The organism is Bacillus sp. NPDC094064 (assembly GCF_050279585.1).
Taxonomy (GTDB): Bacteria; Bacillota; Bacilli; order Bacillales; family Bacillaceae_G; genus Bacillus_A.
Window position 1 is genome coordinate 103,387 of sequence record NZ_JBNNUI010000013.1, and the last position, 17,395, is coordinate 120,781.

Here is a 17,395-nt window from a genome sequence, read left to right on the forward strand (position 1 = left end):
TACATTGAGAATCTCAACTTTATTGGTGAAAAATATCTTTAATAAGAAAAGAAATATAGGATTTGAATTTAATTTACTACAATTGAAAATGCACTGAAAACTAATAAAATAGCCATAAGGATGTTAAATAATCGAGTATGTTTTAATAATATTTTTTGAAACATTGAACCGAATAGGCTCCAACTAAACGTACTCATTAAACCGACTAAACCTAGAAATAAGGAAAAGAAAACGTAGCTTAAATAAGATTGGTAATAAGGGAGTATAAAAGTCGATACTACAGTCAGTCCGAATAATATCCCTTTAGGGTTAACAAATTGAAGGGAAATCCCCACTGTAAATAAGTTTGTATTACTTTTTTCAGTGGGCTCTGTATTGCCTTTACTAGTAAGTATTTTAAAAGCTAAATATAGCATGTACGCTACACCTAAAATTTTTAAAGGTAATTCGATTATGGGTAGTATATTAATGAGGACAACATTAAAGAAACTGCATAAGAAAGTAAGTATGAAAAAACCAAGAGCTACGCCAATGCAAAATTGTATGCTCCTCTTTAACCCGTGTTGATTGGCATATGTCATCGCTAAAAAATTGTTAGGACCGGGTGTGAAGCTACTTATAAAAACAAATAATAAAAAAGAAAATATAGGCATTTCAAAACCCTCCTGATAAAATAGTATGTTATAATGACCGAAAAGAACAATATAACGTGTGCTTTTTATTATACATAACGGTCGTTATATTGTATATAGTGTAGAGGTGTTTTTTATGGAAGAAATTCAACTTATTCTGGCGAAAAATTTAAAAATAATTCGAGAGAAAGAAAAATTAAGTTTAGAAAAGGTTTCACAATTAACTGGTGTAAGTAAAACGATGATTGGACAAATTGAAAGAGGAGAATCAAGTCCTACGTTAACAACAATATGGAAAATTGCAAATGGATTGAAAGTGTCTTTTACTTCCTTAATCAATAATCCACAGCCGGATACGAAAGTTGTTTTACGAAATGATGTTCAAGTATTGTCTGAAGACAATGGGAAATATAAAATTTATACCTCTTTTCCTTTCCAAGATGATAGACATTTTGAAATTTATACAATTGAAATTGAAACAGGAGGAAGATTAAGTTCGGAAGCGCATAAAGAAGGAACGGAAGAATTTATAACAGTGTTCGAAGGAGAATTGATAGTTGAAGTAAATGATTGCGAATATACATTAAGTAACGGAGATTCAATTCGCTTTATGGCGGATAGATCGCACACTTATAAAAATTCTGGTCGAACATTAACTCGATTAAGCATGACAATTTATTATCCTGTTTCATAAGCGTGCACTTACATTTAGTAATATAAAGAAAGGTGTAATGATAAGGCCATCTTTGAGAGATGGTTTTTATTTTTGTAATTCACAAAAAAAGACACTCATTTGAGTGTCAACATAGTATTGTTCTCGTGTATAGGACTGGAGAGTGTTCCGCAAATACGTATTGAGATGGTTCGTAAAGGAGAAACTGTCTTCACATTTAATGTAACATGGGTAGAAGGGGATGTAAATCTTCTAGATGCCATAAATGGTTGAATGATTGGTAATTAAATTTCATATCTTTTCATATTTTATTTGAAGTATAGAATAACTTGTCCGCTATATTGTATGAGAACTTTCTATAATAGAAACGGCTTCCTATTTAAAGGCAAACCCAGTTTTAGTAAAGAAATAATCTATATTTATATGTGAAAAGTGGTGTTGTTACTTGCGGAATATAAGTTAATGGTTAATTTGAGTTTTTGTATTCAAATTAAAATGTGTGTTTGGACCTAAGAGATAAACGTGGAAAAATAAAATAAACTCTTCAGTTTAGGTGAATAATCTAAGCAGTCAATTATTAAAAACATATAATTAATATGTGAGTCATGAACATAATTAAATAGTATTTTAATTATAATTCATGTTTTCTATTTTAAGTTAAACATATAATATAAATTCTTTTTTTATTACATTTCATATTGTTCTTAAAATAGGAAAACACTCAAATACAAAATAAGTAAGGAGGAAATAAATGACACATAATAATTGTTTTGGTCATAATCACTGCAATCCGATAGTTTTTACACCAGATTGTTGTAATAATCCACAAACAGTTCCAATTTCTAATGAGCAATTAGGGCGATTAAAAGCTATACTAAAATCTTTAATTTCGGCAGTTGCAGCGTTTTTTGCAAATCCAAGTAACGCAAACAGATTAGTTTTACTCGGCTTGTTTACGCAACTACTGGATTTACTAAATGAATTACCACCTTCTTCAGAAGGTAAATATTTAAAACAATTAATTCAAAGTATTATCACTGTACTACAATCTCCTAATCCAAACTTAAGCGAATTACTTTCCTTATTACAACAATTCTACAGCGCTCTTCCACCATTCTTCTATTCGTTAATTATTGACCCTGCATGTTTACAAATTCTATTAAACTTATTAGTTCAACTAATTGCTGCTACTCCAGGAGCAGGAGCAACAGGCCCAGCAGGAGCAACAGGCCCAGCAGGAGCAACAGGTCCGGCAGGTCCAACAGGAGCAGGAGCAACAGGTCCAGCGGGAGCAACAGGCCCAGCGGGAGCAACAGGTCCAGCGGGGGCAACAGGAGCAGGAGCAACAGGCCCGGCAGGAGCAACAGGTCCAGCGGGAGCAACAGGCCCAGCGGGAGCAACAGGTCCAGCGGGGGCAACAGGAGCAGGAGCAACGGGAGCAACAGGAGACCCAGGAGCAACAGGTCCAGCAGGAGCAACAGGTCCAGCAGGAGCAACAGGTCCAGCAGGAGCAACAGGTCCAGCGGGAGCAACAGGTCCAGCAGGAGCAACAGGAGCAGGAGCAACAGGTCCAGCAGGAGCAACAGGTCCAGCAGGAGCAACAGGTCCAGCAGGAGCAACAGGATCGACTGGATCAGGGGCTATTATTCCGTTTGCTTCGGGGATACCTGTTGTATTAACGTCGCTTGCAAATGGTCTAGCTGGTACTGGTGGGCTAATCGGATTTGGAAATTCTGCGCCTACTCCATCTTTACTTGGTGGAAATATTGATTTGTCAGGTTCAGGTGGACTTCTAAATTTTGCTTTTTCTGTACCACGTAACGGGGTAATTGATTCAATTGCGGCATATATTAGTGTAACGGCGTCAGCAGCTTTGGTTATAGGAAGTGCAACCGTTACAGCGCAGTTATATAGTTCTACAACACCTGATGATATCTTCTCACCGGTACTAGGTACTACTGTAACACTAGCACCTGCTCTACCGTTTCCAATAGCCGTTGGTAAGTTTGCAAATAATATTATAACTGGACTAGGGATTCCAGTAACTCCACAGACACGTTTGTTAATGGTTTTCTCTATTACTACTACAGGTCTAGGGGTAGCTACTACTGTAGCTGGTTTTGCGAGTGCAGGGGTAACTATTCTTTAGGTACAAGAGAATGTTACTATGTTAAGAAGAAAAGGCGTAATCTTAATGATTGCGCCTTTTCTGTTAAATAATTGTATTTGAGCACCTAATGGAATTAGGTGTATTTAGACACAGTTATAATTTTAGGATATAGTTCTAGCATTTATACAATTTGTATACTAATATAGATAATTTTATTCTTAGAGTGTTAGATTTAAGTTTGAATTTTGGAAAAATTAAAAAGGAATACTACTAATAATCAGTACCCTTTGTAAAGGACATTTTGAAAAAAGTTAGGCAACATCAAGAAGAGGATTTTTGTATCCAGCAGGAGTCATCTTCTTTACGCACTTCTCTGACTTACAGATTTTATGTATGGGTTATTTGATAGAATTTGAATATCTCTTTCGGTTCAAAATTGTCATTTTGAACCTTCTACGATTTCAATTTTCTCTCATTATACAAGAAATATCCTATAGAATAGACTTTTTAGTTTCTATCCTATAGGTGCATTTTATAAAAATAGTATTAATTTTTATGGCTGAATATAGTATTTTTGAAATGTTTTACTTATTTTTATTACAGTTACATCCTTTTTTCTTTACATAGCCTTGTTCGGCTAAATCTCTTTGCGATTGGGAATTGGAAGATTGAGAATTCGAAGACTGAGAGGATGTTGACGAGCTACTATTTTTATTATGAGTGTAGTTTTGTTGATAGTTATAATTACTCATAGTACTATCACCTCCAATTAAATATATAATTATTATATGTACTAGCTCTATTAATCGTTACGATAAAGAATAGGAAATTAAGATGTTGATATGAAAAAAATCTCCAAGGGTTTTCCGAGGAGATTTTTTTAATAGAAATGACTTAAATCAGTAGCCCCAATATGGTGGGAAATAATATGAATCTTGGTAATATAAATTTTGTTGTGGATTAGGCGGCTGAGTTGGTGGATTTATCATTCCTCGGTTTTGATTACAGTTTGCCGAAGGGCCAATTACCGTAGTAGATTGAATAGGGGATACCGCTTGTTTCCATTGTTGTTCATTGAGGCAATAAGTATGAGCCATTATATTAGCGGGAGTTAATCTTAAAATATCAGAACCGAAAATAACTTCTGGGGTTGGAGCATCGAAAATCGCTAATAAATGAGTATGATCTGTTGAAGCGATTTCATAATGCCACCATGCTTGCGGAATGTTGGCAACCTGCCCTGGTTGAATCGGTAAGTTTAATATTTGATTCGTAAATGGATTAAGTAAAGAAACAACAGCAGACCCAGAAATACAGTAAACAAGTTCAGCTGCATTTTGATGAATATGTGGTTCTACAACATTACCTGTACTTAAATAAATATCTAATAAAGAAGTATTTTCTAAAGTGTTTAATTGTTTTATGCCAAGAACGTTTATATAATTTTGGGCATCTTTCGTAAAAAAATTACTTTTACCCAAGTCATAAGTGAAATTGGTTGAAGGAGATGTGTAGTCGATATTGGAAGTCATTTGTATTACCCGCCTTTCTATTAGTAAGTAAGGTACAAAATTAGGATATGTGTCTAGTGTTTGTTATGTGCAGTTGTCGGTATCATAATAAATTTACCTATTTCATAAATAACGTAGGTGGTACTTCGTATTTATAATAATGTTAATATGGATATTTATCCTTTTCGGCAAGAAGACTCCATCTGATTTGTGTTACGGGTGAAGCCCAACAATTCAGGTGGAGATGAATTGCCATCAGCAGGTAGACGAAACAATTTTGTTTCTTTTGTCTTAAGATATAATCTGCCCTAGATAAGGAGGGAATATATCGTAGGACAACGAAATCAGATAATGATAATCATAATCATTTGGATACTTGAACCAAAAGGAATTACGATGAAGAACATGTTCACATTTTGTTCCATTTCGTTCCCAATATTGATTTGTCAAAAAAAATTAATGAACCCTCTAAGAAAGGTGGTGAAAACAATGGCTAGAAAGCAGTGAAAGTATTACGGAAACAAAAGAAAAGAGAAACTATGCAACGATTCACGCAGAAACAGAATATTGGACGAGCTTGTCTCACAGCTAAAGAATTTTGTTTACTTCAGCGCATGTCGCATAGTTCAAAAGCACTGCGAAATGTTGGATTGTACACCATTAAACAAAGTTATTTGACCTATAATAAAATGGCTACTGTAAAAGAAGTGGACACTGCTATGCAAACTGATATGAACTACTGGGGTATGCAATCAAATTCTGTTCAAGCGATTCGTAGAGCCTTATTTACAGAAGTGAAGAGCTTTTTTAAAGCGTTGGAACAGTGGAAGAAAAATCCTGAGAAGTTCACAGGTCGTCCGAAGTTTCCGAATTACTCTCTTTCCACTGACAAACGAATTATTGAAATCTATCAAGTGCCAAAAGTGGATGAGAACGGGTATTGGATGATTCCGATGAATGTGGCATGCAGGAAAAAATTCGGCTCCATTAAAATACGTATGCCAAAAAACTTAAGAAATAAAGAAATCTCCTATATTGAGATTGTACCAAAGCAAAAAAGTCGGTTCTTTGAGGTGCATTACACATATGACATGCACGTTTCTCAAATGAAGCAACAATCCACGACTACGAGTAACGCTTTGAGTTGCGATTTAGGTGTAGACAGATTAGTAAGTTGCGTGACAAATACAGGTGATACATTTTTAATTGATGGAAAAAAACTAAAATCTATTAACCAGTACTTCAACAAAATGATACGTAATCTACAGCAGAAAAATATAGAAAATGGAATTTCAAAACGTGTTGTAACGAATCAAATGGCTGCACTTTGGCATAAACGAGAACGACAAATCAATGGTTACCTTTCACAAACGGTAGGCTTGTTGTTCAAAAAAATGAAAGAATTAGATATAGATACGATTGTTGTAGGGTATAACGCTGGTTGGAAACAAAAATCTGATATGGGGAAAAAGAATAATCAAAAGTTTGTTCAAATTCCATTTCATAAACTGATAGCAGCAATTGAGAATAAATGTGTAAAAGAAGGCATCCGATTTTTGAAACAAGAAGAAAGTTATACTTCAAAAGCTAGTTTTCTTGATAAAGATCCGGTTCCAGTTTGGTCTAAGGATGATAGGACTCAGTATCGCTTTAGTGGCAAACGAATCACGCGTGGACTGTACCAAAGTAAATCAGGGAAATGTATTCACGCTGATATTAACGGTGCATTGAATACATTGCAAAAATCAAGAGTTGTACAATTGGATGACAATCTCAAAGTGAAAACGCCGATTCTATTAGAAGTGCAAAAACGTAAGGCTGTTGCTTCGCGCATAGCTTAGTGGGTGCGTCAACCATCCATGTGTACGCGACTTGTCGGGGCTTGTAGCACACGCCGGATTCATCTGAGTGGTGGCTTCTTCCACAAGGAAGAACTGCTCTTTTTCGAAAGGGTGGTGCAAGTGGGGAAACGATCGTTCGTTGCCAGTACCAACCAAAAACACACTTGGGGTGTTACCATAAGGTGGCATGAAGGCTAGAGCGTCAAACTGTCTAGCGATAGACCGAAAAGACCTAGTGTTCTAACTCAAGCCTCCACTGAAACGTTTCATCTCAGTAGGGGTAGTTGACATGATGGTTAATCCTGAAAAACTTATGCATTTAAATGTGGAAATATAAAATAAAGACGCATTTCACGGGAATGCGTCTTTATTTTATTACTTTTCTAACATTTCAAGAGGTACATCTTTCTCTCCAGCTACCTCAAATTTAATTTCCCCGTCTTCTTCATAAATACGTGTAATAATCGGTATAGTAATCATTAATTTTTTGTGCTGCTTTCGCTTTCTAGCAGCATCTAAGCTAATCACGTTCATAAGTAAGCATCCTTTCCTCTAGAAATATATAAACAAAAGAAAATGCGTCCGAAAAGGGCGCTTAATTGAATTTGAAATACCGATTCATTTCAATGGGGTTTATATTATTTTATAACTGCAATTTTAATGTGAAATAATATGAATGGAATAATTGCACGTAGAAATTAACTTTACCAAAAAACGAAACAATATGCTATAAAAAATTATAAATCTTTGTCATATAACGGGAAAAAGGCTTTCGTTTCGCATATAATAAAAAGTAGACGGGCAGCAAGAGCTTTTTCATCATATTGCTTGGAAAGGCGATGAAAAGAATGGATACTTTAGATTCATTATTATTACAACTTGAACAATATGGAGAAGAGCATGATAGAAATAAAAAAACACGGGAAGAAAAATTGAGGAATGTTTCTCGTGAGATGGGGCAATTTTTATCGATTTTAGTTAAAGGGTGTAATGCAAAAAACATTTTAGAAATTGGAACTTCTAATGGTTATTCTACACTTTGGATAGCAAATGCGGTAGAAGAAACAAATGGAAATGTAACAACGGTCGAGCTTTCTTCAGAACGAGTTGGAGAGGCACTTGTAAATTTTGAAAAGGCAAACCTTTTGCAAAGAATCGATGTTCATAATCAAGAAGCGGGGGCATTTTTAGATTCGCAATTAGATCACTCATTTGATTTTATTTTCCTAGATTCAGAGCGTACGCAATATATGTGGTGGCTTGAGCATATTAAACGTATGTTACAACCAAAAGGTCTTCTTGTTATCGATAATGCAACTTCTCATGCAAGTGAATTAGCTGAGTTTATAAAAATGATCGAAGAGGATGATACGTTTGAAACGGTGTTATTAGCGTTTCAAAAGGGAGCATTCGTAGCTCGAAAGAATAAATAGATGTGAGCGTAATGTAATTATCACATTGAAAGCGGATAGCTGTCAAAAAATGAGCGCCGCACAAAGGAAGAACACAAATTATATAGGTAACATACGAAGAATCCGTCTTCAGCATGTTGTTCTCTAGGTCTTAAGTCTGAGGAAAATTATGTTGATTACAGGTATACTTATAGTAAGAAACAGGGAATGACTGCATAAACAGGCATTTCTAAAAAATCGATTTCAAGCAGTCAAAATGTATATGAAATACGATATAATAGATGAAATATAGTGCATATAAATTCGCACATATAAATAAAGGAGCGATTTTGTTGACTGAACTCGAGAAAAAAGAACCTGTATCGATTGTGAAAGACAATAATGTAGAGGTAGTAGTAGATACAGTTATAAAAGATGAAGAACTAGAGGAACTGAATAAAGAAGCAGATCTTTATGTACAAAAGTTAAACAGCGAGCAAAATACGGATTTATCAAAAGTATTGTCTCAGCTAGGAGATTTAGGGGATAAAGAGCAACAAGCAGCAGGGCAAACGTTGTCAGCGTTAAAACGTCCTGTAACAGCGATGATGAATGGGAAAAATGAAGAAATTCCAAATACATTGTTAGAGTTACGAAAAGTGGTATCTGAACTTGATCCGAATTCATTAAAAGCAAGTGGTATGAAAAAAATCATGTTTAAAGTATTTAAGAAAAACCCTCTTGAAACATACGTGCATAAATATCAGTCTATAGATAAGCAAATTGAGGAGATTATAAGATCGCTTTTAATTGGCCGTGATAACTTACAAGAAGATACAGTTGGTCTTGAGATGCTTAAGGAACAATCGTACGATAAAATTCACGCTCTTGATAAACAAGTATACTTAGGGAAAAAGCTTGCTGGTATGCTAGAAGCTGAGAAACACAATCCAGAGCGTCAAAGAGATATTCCATTAATTAATGATGCATTAGAAAAGATACTTGTACGTACACGTAATATGCAGCAAGCAAAAAGTGTATTATTACAATCTATCGCATCTGTAGACATTATTAAGAAAAATAATGAAAAATTAACAGAAGCAATTCGTAATGCCATTACGATGACGCAAAACGTTGTAACAGTGTCAGCTGCTATTCAGCTAGCATTAACGAATCAACGTAAAACAATTGATGCAGTGAATGCGACAAATGAAGCGATTGAATCGATGGTATTAAGCAATTCTCAAGCGTTAAAACAAAATACAGAAGAAACAACAAAGTTGCTTGAAAATCCTGCTATTAGCATGGATAAATTACGCGAATCATTCCAAAATGTATTTGCGGCTATTGAAGCTTCTGAGAAATCTTCAGAACGGATTATCGAATCTAGTAAGAAATTCGTTATTGAGCTAGACACATTTAACGATGAGATGAAGCAGAAACTCATTCAACGTCCAAGGAAATAACAGATTATTAGAGGAGGTGAAAAAATGAGTTTCATTCAAACAGTACTAGTACTATTAGGTACATTACTTTTAATCGCATTTACTGTCGTTGTATTAGTTGTATATTTCGGACGAAAACTGTATTTTTCATGGACGAAACCATATAAAAGAGCACACGATTCTTTAGAAAAGTTATCGAATAAATCAATACCGTTTCTACAAGAATTTACGCAGCACCCACTCTTTTATCGTTGGATTCGTACGGAAGGGAAGAAAGAACAGCATACATTAAATACTCTTTTCTGTACATCAGGACAACGTACGAGAGAGCAAGTATTCTCTATGTTACCGAAAGAAAAGCAGAAAAAAGTACATGTAATGGCAAAAACAACGAAAAAGCTTACAAATGAAGATATCGATGTGGCTGCGATGAAAGTGAAAGATTTCTTAAGGCAAGAATCACAACAAACAGTAAAACCGACAGACTTATCGTTTTATAAATTGTATTTTTATGATCGATATCCAGATGCATTGAATACAATTCAAGCGTATAAGCGCTCAATCAATCCTTCATTACAAAGAACGGTTGATGACATTACAATTTCAGTATTGAATGCATTGCCATACTATCAAGAGCAGCGTATGTTTGAACAACAGCATAAACTTGAAACGTTCTTAATGAAAGATTTAACTGCGATGTTATCGTTAGTAGTACAATTACCACCGTCACAACGACCGGAAAAAGAAGAAGAATTAAAAATCTACTTGCAAAATTTCAAAAAAGAAATGGAAGAAGTAGAGCGAGACATTCGTGATTCCATTGATCACGATTTGAATGTGAAGATGAGAGCAGCGACTGAGAAGTTTAAGAATAAATAAGAGAGGTTCCCTTAAAAAAGTTTTAAGTTATCACTTTTTTGAGGGATCTCTTTTTATTTTTGATAGAAATAATACTGTAATCAGAAATTACAGTATTAACGATATAATTTAATAATAGCCATAATATGAAAAGAAACCGTCCCAAAAGGTATTATGGGACGGTTTCTTTTATGAATAGGTTGGTTATATGAGTGGAAATAAAAGAGAAAGGAATAAAAAAGATGACGATACAACATATCAATAATAAACGTTTAACGATTATTTATACGCCTTCCTATCATATGTTTATTTAAAATACTATCCGAGGTCAGGTTGGCCTTTCAATTGAGAGAAAATGATATTGAAACATTAATTTAATAGGAGGAATATTTTTAATGAAATTTATTTTCAATATAACTAAATCGTTTCATTACTTCATATGCTTGTTAGTAAAGTGAAACTTTCTTTCATTTGAAGGAAATAATTTATAAGCATAGGAGGATTCAATAATGAAGGTTTTATTCGTTTGTTCTGGAGGAATGTCCAGCGCAATTGTTGTAAGCGCTTTAAAAAAAGAGGCGGAGAAAAAGGGTGTAAACATGGAAGTGCATGCAATTGGAACAAGTGAGGTGGAAGAAGAAGTAAAGAATGGTTGGGATGTTGTAATGGTTGCCCCTCAAATTAGACATCGATTTGATTCTGTAAAAAAACTGGCAGATCAGGAGTCTGTTCCGTGCGGTATCATTCCGCCGCAAGCATACACACCGCTTGGTGGACCAACATTATTGAAAACTGTAAATGAATTAATTAGTTAGGGGGAAGCGTTATGAATAAGTTTGTCACGTTTCTTGATAAAAATTTATCTGGACCGATGGCAAGGCTTTCTGAACAGAGGCATTTACAAGCAATCCGTGATGGAGTTATTTCGGCGTTACCATTTATTATCGTTGGAAGTTTCTTTTTAATCGTAGCATTTCCGCCATTACCGAAAGATAGTTTCATATCAGTTTGGGCATTAAAAAATCAAACAAGTATATTAATACCATATCGGTTAACGATGTTTATTATGTCTTTATATATAGCATTTGGAATAGGGTATAATTTAGCGAAAAGTTATAAGTTAGATGCTTTATCGGGAGCGCAGCTTGCAGTATGTTCACTGCTATTAACATTAACCCCTGAATTAATCGATAAAAAAGGGTTTATGCTTCCGATGACAAATCTCGGAGGTCATGGATTATTCGTGACGATGATTGTTTCTATTTTATCAGTTGAGATTTTAAGATTTTGTAAAAAGAATAACGTAACAATCAAAATGCCAGAACAAGTACCACCATCAGTATCGCGTTCGTTCGAAGCACTTATACCTGCAGCTTTCGTTATTATTATTATGAGTCTTATTACGATTGTTTTTAAAGTTGATGTACATTACGTTGTAGATAAATTAGCCGCCCCGTTAGTAAAAGCAGGTGATAGTTACTTTGGCGTTATTATACCTGTATTTTTAATTACATTTTTCTGGTCTTTCGGAATACATGGTGTATCAGTTGTAGGAACTGTTGCGAGGCCGCTTTGGGATGTGTATTTAGGGAAGAACGGTGAAGCTGTAGCGAGTGGTGCGAGCCATTTTCCATTCATTGCACCAGAGCCGTTTTATCAATGGTTTATTTGGATTGGTGGCTCGGGTGCAACGTTAGGTCTTGTGTTAGCGATGATTGTATTTGGTAGATCAAAATATTCGAAAGCATTATCGAGAACTTGTATTGTACCTGGAATTTTTAATATTAATGAACCGGTTATTTTCGGTTTACCGATTGTACTGAATCCAATTTTAATTATTCCTTTCGTCATTACACCGCTAGTAACAGCTACTATAGCGTATGCTGCAACTGTAATGGGATTTGTAACACCAACTCATATAATGCCGCCGTGGACATTACCAGCTCCAATTGGCGCTTATTTAGCTACAGGTGGAGATTGGCGTGCAGTTGTATTAGTTTTTATAAATATAGCAATATCATTCCTTATTTATTTACCATTCTTTAAAATGTACGACAAAAATATGCTTGAAATAGAAAAGAGCGGTGACGGGGAATCTGTTAATCAGTAAACATTATACTGTTATTTTGAGTGATAGGCTCTTTGTCTATCACTTCTTTCATATTAAGTCTAGAGAGGGTGAAATGGAATGAATATAAAATTTAGTTATAAAGGTGTATTTTTATTATTATTTGGAGTGATTTGTGCAAATTTACTTTTTGTACCTTTATTAAGGATGCTAAATCTATCACAAATGCATAGTATATGGCTCGTTACAAGTATTGCAGCAAGTGTTTTGCTTACGATTGTTGTTTCTTTCATTGATGGCACATTTGTATCGAAAGTCCAGTTGTTTATTAGATTTATAGTGTTTTCTGTAGGTTGTACGTTGTTTACTTACATAATTGTTTTTTAGTGAATAGGGGGGGCATGCACGTTATGTATATTGCAGGGATAATGTCCGGTACATCGTTAGACGGAATAGATGTAGCGCTCGTCCATATAGAAGGGAGTGGTGTAAAATCTAAGGTCGAACTCATACATTTTAATACTGTTCCATTTTGTAACGATATAAAAAATGAAATACAACAATCCTTATCAATAGAAAATTCAAATGTCCAACTCATATGCAGTTTGAATTTTAAGCTCGGTTTATGTTTTGCAAACGCTGTAAAGGAAGTTTGTAAAGAGTCAAATGTATCATTGGAAAAATTAGATTTAATAGGTTCTCACGGACAAACGATTTATCATCAGCCAAAGCAAGATGGTAATATGATTCCTTCCACATTGCAAATTGGAGAACCAGCAGTTATAGCATACGAAACGAACACGACGGTTATCTCTAATTTCCGAACGATGGATATGGCAGCAGGGGGACAAGGTGCGCCACTTGTGCCATATTCAGAGGTCATTTTGTATCGTCATCAAACTAAAAATAGACTCCTACAAAATATTGGCGGGATCGGTAATGTTACAGTGATTCCAAGTAAAAGAAGTAATAAGAGTGTAATTGCTTTTGATATTGGCCCAGGGAATATGGTAATTGATGAAGTATGTCAAAGGTTATTTCAGTTGCCATATGATCAAAATGGTAAGATTGCAAAACAGGGAGTAATTGTAGATGAAATTTTGACTTATTGTATGAACCATCCATTTTTGAAAATGAATCCACCAAAATCAACAGGTAGAGAACAATTTGGAAAAGAGTTTGTAAGTGAATTATTAAAACGATTTGAAAATTATAGTAAAGAAAGTATATTGACCACTGTCACGATGTTTACAGCAAATTCAATTGTTCATCATTATAAGGAATTTATTTTGCCACATTATGAAATCGATGAGGTGATTCTAGGCGGCGGTGGAAGTTATAATGATACACTTGTTGAAATGGTACGAAATGGATTGAAAGAAGAAAAATGCGCAATTTTTATTCAAGAAGATATAGGCTATTCTTCCGCAGCGAAAGAAGCAATCGCATTTGCAATTTTAGCAAACGAAACGCATCATCGTAATCCGAGTAATGTGCCGAGCGCAACAGGTGCAAAGAAATCTGTAGTTTTAGGGAATATAACTTTCCCTCCAATAAGAAGAAAATGAGGCGAACATATATGAAGTATATGATTGGAGTAGATGGTGGGGGATCAAAGACAGAGGCGATTGCTTTTGATCAAGATGGAAATGAACTTGCAAGAGGTACGAGTGGATTTGGAAATATATTAATAGATTATAAGGACGCACTTTCACATATTATGGATTCGATTGATCAATGTCGGGAAAGTTTAATAAATGAGAAATGCGTATGTATTTGTTTAGGATTAGCAGGTATAAGTGGAGCAAATACAGATGAATTAACATTACGTCTAAAAAAGAAGTACGGAACACAAATTGAAGTTTTTAATGACGCAATGATTGCACATGCGGCTGCTTTAAGAGGGAAGGATGGAATTTTAACGATTGGCGGTACAGGTGCAATTTGTATTGGGAAAAAGGGAGAAGTGTACGAGTATAGCGGGGGATGGGGACATATTTTAGGAGATGAAGGAAGCGGATATTGGATTGCGTTACAAGGTTTAAAGAGAATGGCAAATCAATTTGATCAAGGAGTTACACTTTGTCCATTAAGCTTAAGGATTCAAGAGCGGTTTCAACTTTTGACATCGTCTCACATAAAAAGACTAGTATATAGCTCTTCAAAAGATAAAGTTGCAGCAATTGCACCATTCATTATTGAGGAAGCGAGAAATGGGAATGATGACGCAAGCTGGAAAAGAATTAGCAAGAATTACAGTAGATATTTATAACAAGATGCAGTTTGATTTATCAACTCCAATTGCAGTAAGTGGCAGCATATTACGTTTCGTTTCTGAAATATATGCTGAATTTAAGAAATGCTGTGGGAAAAGTATGGGAGAAGTTACATTTGTATCACAATCAGAACTAGCAGCGAAAGGGACATATTATTTAATGAAGGATTTATATTTTAAAGTATAAATAATTAAATGATATTTTGGTATGATTTGTAAAAATATGATGTTAAAATGTATAAAGGGATGTATGTTAAAAACGTACAATATAGGTAGTCATTGAATATTGTATATGTATTCCCATGTAGAAAGTGAATGATTACATGATTAATAGTATGCAGTTTTTGTATTTGGTGGTTTCTTATTTATTCGGAAACATATTGACCGCTTATATCGTAACAAAGTGGAGACATAACGTTGATATTAGGGATGAAGGAAGCGGGAATCCTGGCGCAAGAAATATGGGGCGCGTATATGGAAAAGGGTATTTTATCGCTACATTTTTAGGTGATGCAATCAAAGGGGCAATCGTAGTTTCTATTGCAAAATACCTTTTTGAAGATTCTACATTCGTAATGTTAACATTATTGGCCGTTATCATTGGACATATTTACCCAGTTTTATTTAAAGGCAAGGGCGGAAAAGGCATTTCAACATTTATTGGAGGACTCATCGCATTCGATTATTTGATAGCGCTTACTCTTATAGGCATTTTCATTGTATTGTATTTAATATTTAAAGGATTTACAAAGCCAGGGTTAATTACAATTGCTTGTTTACCAATTTGCATGATTTTGTATTCTTACTCTATTGTTACGACAATTATAAGTGCACTTATAATTGTACTTATTTTATATGTAAATCGAGAATGAAATGAACTTTTAATAAGTGGAGTTTATCTCCACTTATAATTTTTATTAAATGCACAAAGGAGATACAACATGGGGTTAATTTATAAAGTTGCTGATCAAGATTGGGAATTTGAAAGTATACATAAATTAAATTATAAAACTTTTGTAGAAGAAATTCCGCAACATGAAGAAACGAAAGAGCGTGTTCGTATTGATCGTTTTCATGAAGAAAATACATATTTAATTTGTTTAGATGCGGGTAAGTTAGTAGGTATGGTTGCGTTGCGAGGAAAACGACCATTTTCGTTAGATTATAAAATTCCAAATCTAGATTTTTATTTGCAAGAACATGGAGAAAATGTATATGAAATTCGTTTGCTTTCAGTAGAACGTGAATATCGAAATGGGAGAGCGTTGTTAGGTTTAATTCGCTTTTTACATCGTTATTTGCTTCTAAATGGATATGAATTGGCACTCATTTCAGCCACAACACGTGAACTACCTTTATATGAGCAAATGGGATTCAAACCTTTCCATACGTTAGTTGGTACAGAAGCAGCAGCTTTCCAGCCAATGTATGTTACCCCTGCTATGTTTGAAGAGTCGAGCGTTGGGGGTATTATGACGAAAGAATACACGTTTTTACCTGGTCCAGTAGATATTGAAGAAAATGTTCGAAAGGCATTTTCTACTAAGCCTATTTCGCATCGCTCTAAGTCATTTCAAGTGACGATGGGCAATGTAAAGAAACGATTACTTCAGATCACAAAAGCAAAGCGTGTACAAATCATGTTAGGAACAGGGACGTTAGCGAATGATGCGATCGCATTACAGTTACGCTCTTTAAAAGGGAAAGGACTAGTATTAACAAATGGGGAGTTTGGTAATAGATTAGTGGGACATGCAACACGTGCGCAATTACATTTTGATACGTATAAAAAAGAAATAGGAGAACCGTTTATTTATACAGAATTAGAAAAAATAATGGGAACTGGAAATTATGAATGGCTTTGGTTTGTTCACCATGAAACTTCAACTGGAATGTTAAATAATTTAGATGAGCTAAATGTTTTATGTAAAAAGTATACAGTGAAACTATGTGTAGATTGTATCAGTTCGATTGGAGCAATACCGATAGATTTGAAGGATGTATATTTTGCAAGCGGTGTTAGTGGAAAGGCAATTAAATCGTTTACTGGATTATCTTTCGTTTTTCATAATCACAATGTGAAAGTAAACGAGACATTACCGGCCTATATGGACATTGGTATGTACGAAGAAAATGAAAGCATTCCATATTCTCATTCATGGAATTTAATTTATGCTTTGCAAGAAGCATTGAAGAGATTTGAAGATGAAAAAGTATATGTAAAAATTAAAGAGACATATGGTTATATGGAAGAAGCTATTACTAGTATAGGATTAAAGCTTGTTTCACCTAAAGAACATGCCGCGCCAATTATACTTACGATTCAATTAAGTGAAGGTCAGTCTTCTAAGGCGACAGGCGATGCGTTAGCGTTACAAGGATATATTGTCCATTATGAATCAGCGTATTTACAAAAGAATAACTGGATCCAAATTGCATGCCTGAATCATTACAAAGAACGGGATATGAAGAGGATGTTGAATTGTTTGCATATGTGTACTTTAAAGAATGACGTACATATATGAGGAATGATTTTGTAACATAATTGGTTGAGTATAAACGGATTATTACTTACGAAAACTTAGAAATGA

Annotated in this window: 15 protein-coding genes and 1 pseudogene; 13 read left to right on the forward strand and 3 right to left on the reverse strand. The window is 34.6% G+C overall.

The genetic code is table 11. The features are described 5' to 3' along the window. Positions 1–68 precede the first annotated feature (68 nt). On the reverse strand, positions 69–653 hold the full coding sequence (locus ACQKNI_RS23775) for a LysE family transporter (RefSeq protein ID WP_088233164.1): 585 nt from the start codon (positions 651–653) through the stop codon (positions 69–71). 58 nt (positions 654–711) lie between these two features. Here ACQKNI_RS23775 and ACQKNI_RS23780 point away from each other — a divergent pair, with 58 nt between their 5' ends. Beyond that, positions 712–1,326: a helix-turn-helix domain-containing protein gene (locus ACQKNI_RS23780; protein ID WP_098840777.1), complete on the forward strand. Its 615-nt coding sequence runs from the start codon at positions 712–714 to the stop codon at positions 1,324–1,326. Between the two features lie 730 nt (positions 1,327–2,056). Beyond that, positions 2,057–3,454, forward strand: a complete 1,398-nt coding sequence (locus ACQKNI_RS23785; protein WP_427282703.1) for an exosporium glycoprotein BclB-related protein — start codon at positions 2,057–2,059, stop codon at positions 3,452–3,454. 860 nt (positions 3,455–4,314) lie between these two features. On the opposite strand, the gene ACQKNI_RS23790 is transcribed toward ACQKNI_RS23785, so the two are convergent. After that, a complete protein-coding gene (locus tag ACQKNI_RS23790) occupies positions 4,315–4,947 on the reverse strand; it encodes a cupin domain-containing protein (protein WP_427282704.1) in 633 nt (210 codons plus the stop codon). A 518-nt stretch (positions 4,948–5,465) separates the two neighbouring features. Here ACQKNI_RS23790 and ACQKNI_RS23795 point away from each other — a divergent pair. Further along, positions 5,466–6,767 (forward strand): RNA-guided endonuclease TnpB family protein, encoded by a 1,302-nt coding sequence (locus ACQKNI_RS23795; RefSeq protein ID WP_427282705.1) that lies wholly within the window; start codon positions 5,466–5,468, stop codon positions 6,765–6,767. 375 nt (positions 6,768–7,142) lie between these two features. Here the strand turns inward: ACQKNI_RS23795 and ACQKNI_RS23800 are convergent, their stop codons facing one another. Beyond that, a complete protein-coding gene (locus ACQKNI_RS23800) occupies positions 7,143–7,301 on the reverse strand; it encodes a hypothetical protein (protein ID WP_001100984.1) in 159 nt (52 codons plus the stop codon). Positions 7,302–7,606: 305 nt separating this feature from the next. Here ACQKNI_RS23800 and ACQKNI_RS23805 point away from each other — a divergent pair, with 305 nt between their 5' ends. The 10 genes and pseudogenes from ACQKNI_RS23805 to ACQKNI_RS23850 all read left to right on the forward strand — a co-directional run bounded on the left by ACQKNI_RS23805 (position 7,607) and on the right by ACQKNI_RS23850 (position 17,329). After that, on the forward strand, positions 7,607–8,200 hold the full coding sequence (locus tag ACQKNI_RS23805; RefSeq protein WP_088233309.1) for an O-methyltransferase: 594 nt from the start codon (positions 7,607–7,609) through the stop codon (positions 8,198–8,200). A 311-nt stretch (positions 8,201–8,511) separates the two neighbouring features. Next, the gene (locus ACQKNI_RS23810; protein WP_427282706.1) at positions 8,512–9,624 is read left to right on the forward strand and encodes a toxic anion resistance protein; all 1,113 of its coding nucleotides are present in this window, start codon (positions 8,512–8,514) and stop codon (positions 9,622–9,624) included. Between the two features lie 24 nt (positions 9,625–9,648). Then, positions 9,649–10,482 carry a DUF3974 domain-containing protein gene (locus ACQKNI_RS23815; RefSeq protein WP_088233307.1) on the forward strand — a complete coding sequence of 278 codons (834 nt, stop codon included), beginning with the start codon at positions 9,649–9,651 and terminating at the stop codon, positions 10,480–10,482. Positions 10,483–10,970: 488 nt separating this feature from the next. Beyond that, positions 10,971–11,276, forward strand: coding sequence for a PTS sugar transporter subunit IIB (locus ACQKNI_RS23820; protein WP_427282707.1), 306 nt, complete (start codon positions 10,971–10,973; stop codon positions 11,274–11,276). A gap of 11 nt (positions 11,277–11,287) precedes the next feature. After that, positions 11,288–12,571, forward strand: coding sequence for a PTS sugar transporter subunit IIC (locus ACQKNI_RS23825; protein ID WP_427282708.1), 1,284 nt, complete (start codon positions 11,288–11,290; stop codon positions 12,569–12,571). A 78-nt stretch (positions 12,572–12,649) separates the two neighbouring features. Next, complete coding sequence (locus ACQKNI_RS23830) at positions 12,650–12,916, forward strand: hypothetical protein (protein WP_088233304.1); 267 nt, start codon at positions 12,650–12,652, stop codon at positions 12,914–12,916. Between the two features lie 23 nt (positions 12,917–12,939). Next, complete coding sequence (gene anmK / locus ACQKNI_RS23835) at positions 12,940–14,097, forward strand: anhydro-N-acetylmuramic acid kinase AnmK (protein WP_427282709.1); 1,158 nt, start codon at positions 12,940–12,942, stop codon at positions 14,095–14,097. An 11-nt stretch (positions 14,098–14,108) separates the two neighbouring features. Continuing rightward, a pseudogene (locus ACQKNI_RS23840) lies at positions 14,109–14,991 on the forward strand (BadF/BadG/BcrA/BcrD ATPase family protein). A 136-nt stretch (positions 14,992–15,127) separates the two neighbouring features. Beyond that, positions 15,128–15,676 (forward strand): glycerol-3-phosphate 1-O-acyltransferase PlsY, encoded by a 549-nt coding sequence (gene plsY, locus ACQKNI_RS23845; RefSeq protein ID WP_088233301.1) that lies wholly within the window; start codon positions 15,128–15,130, stop codon positions 15,674–15,676. Positions 15,677–15,745: 69 nt separating this feature from the next. After that, positions 15,746–17,329, forward strand: coding sequence for an aminotransferase class V-fold PLP-dependent enzyme (locus tag ACQKNI_RS23850; RefSeq protein ID WP_280147520.1), 1,584 nt, complete (start codon positions 15,746–15,748; stop codon positions 17,327–17,329). The last annotated feature ends 66 nt before the right edge of the window (positions 17,330–17,395 follow it).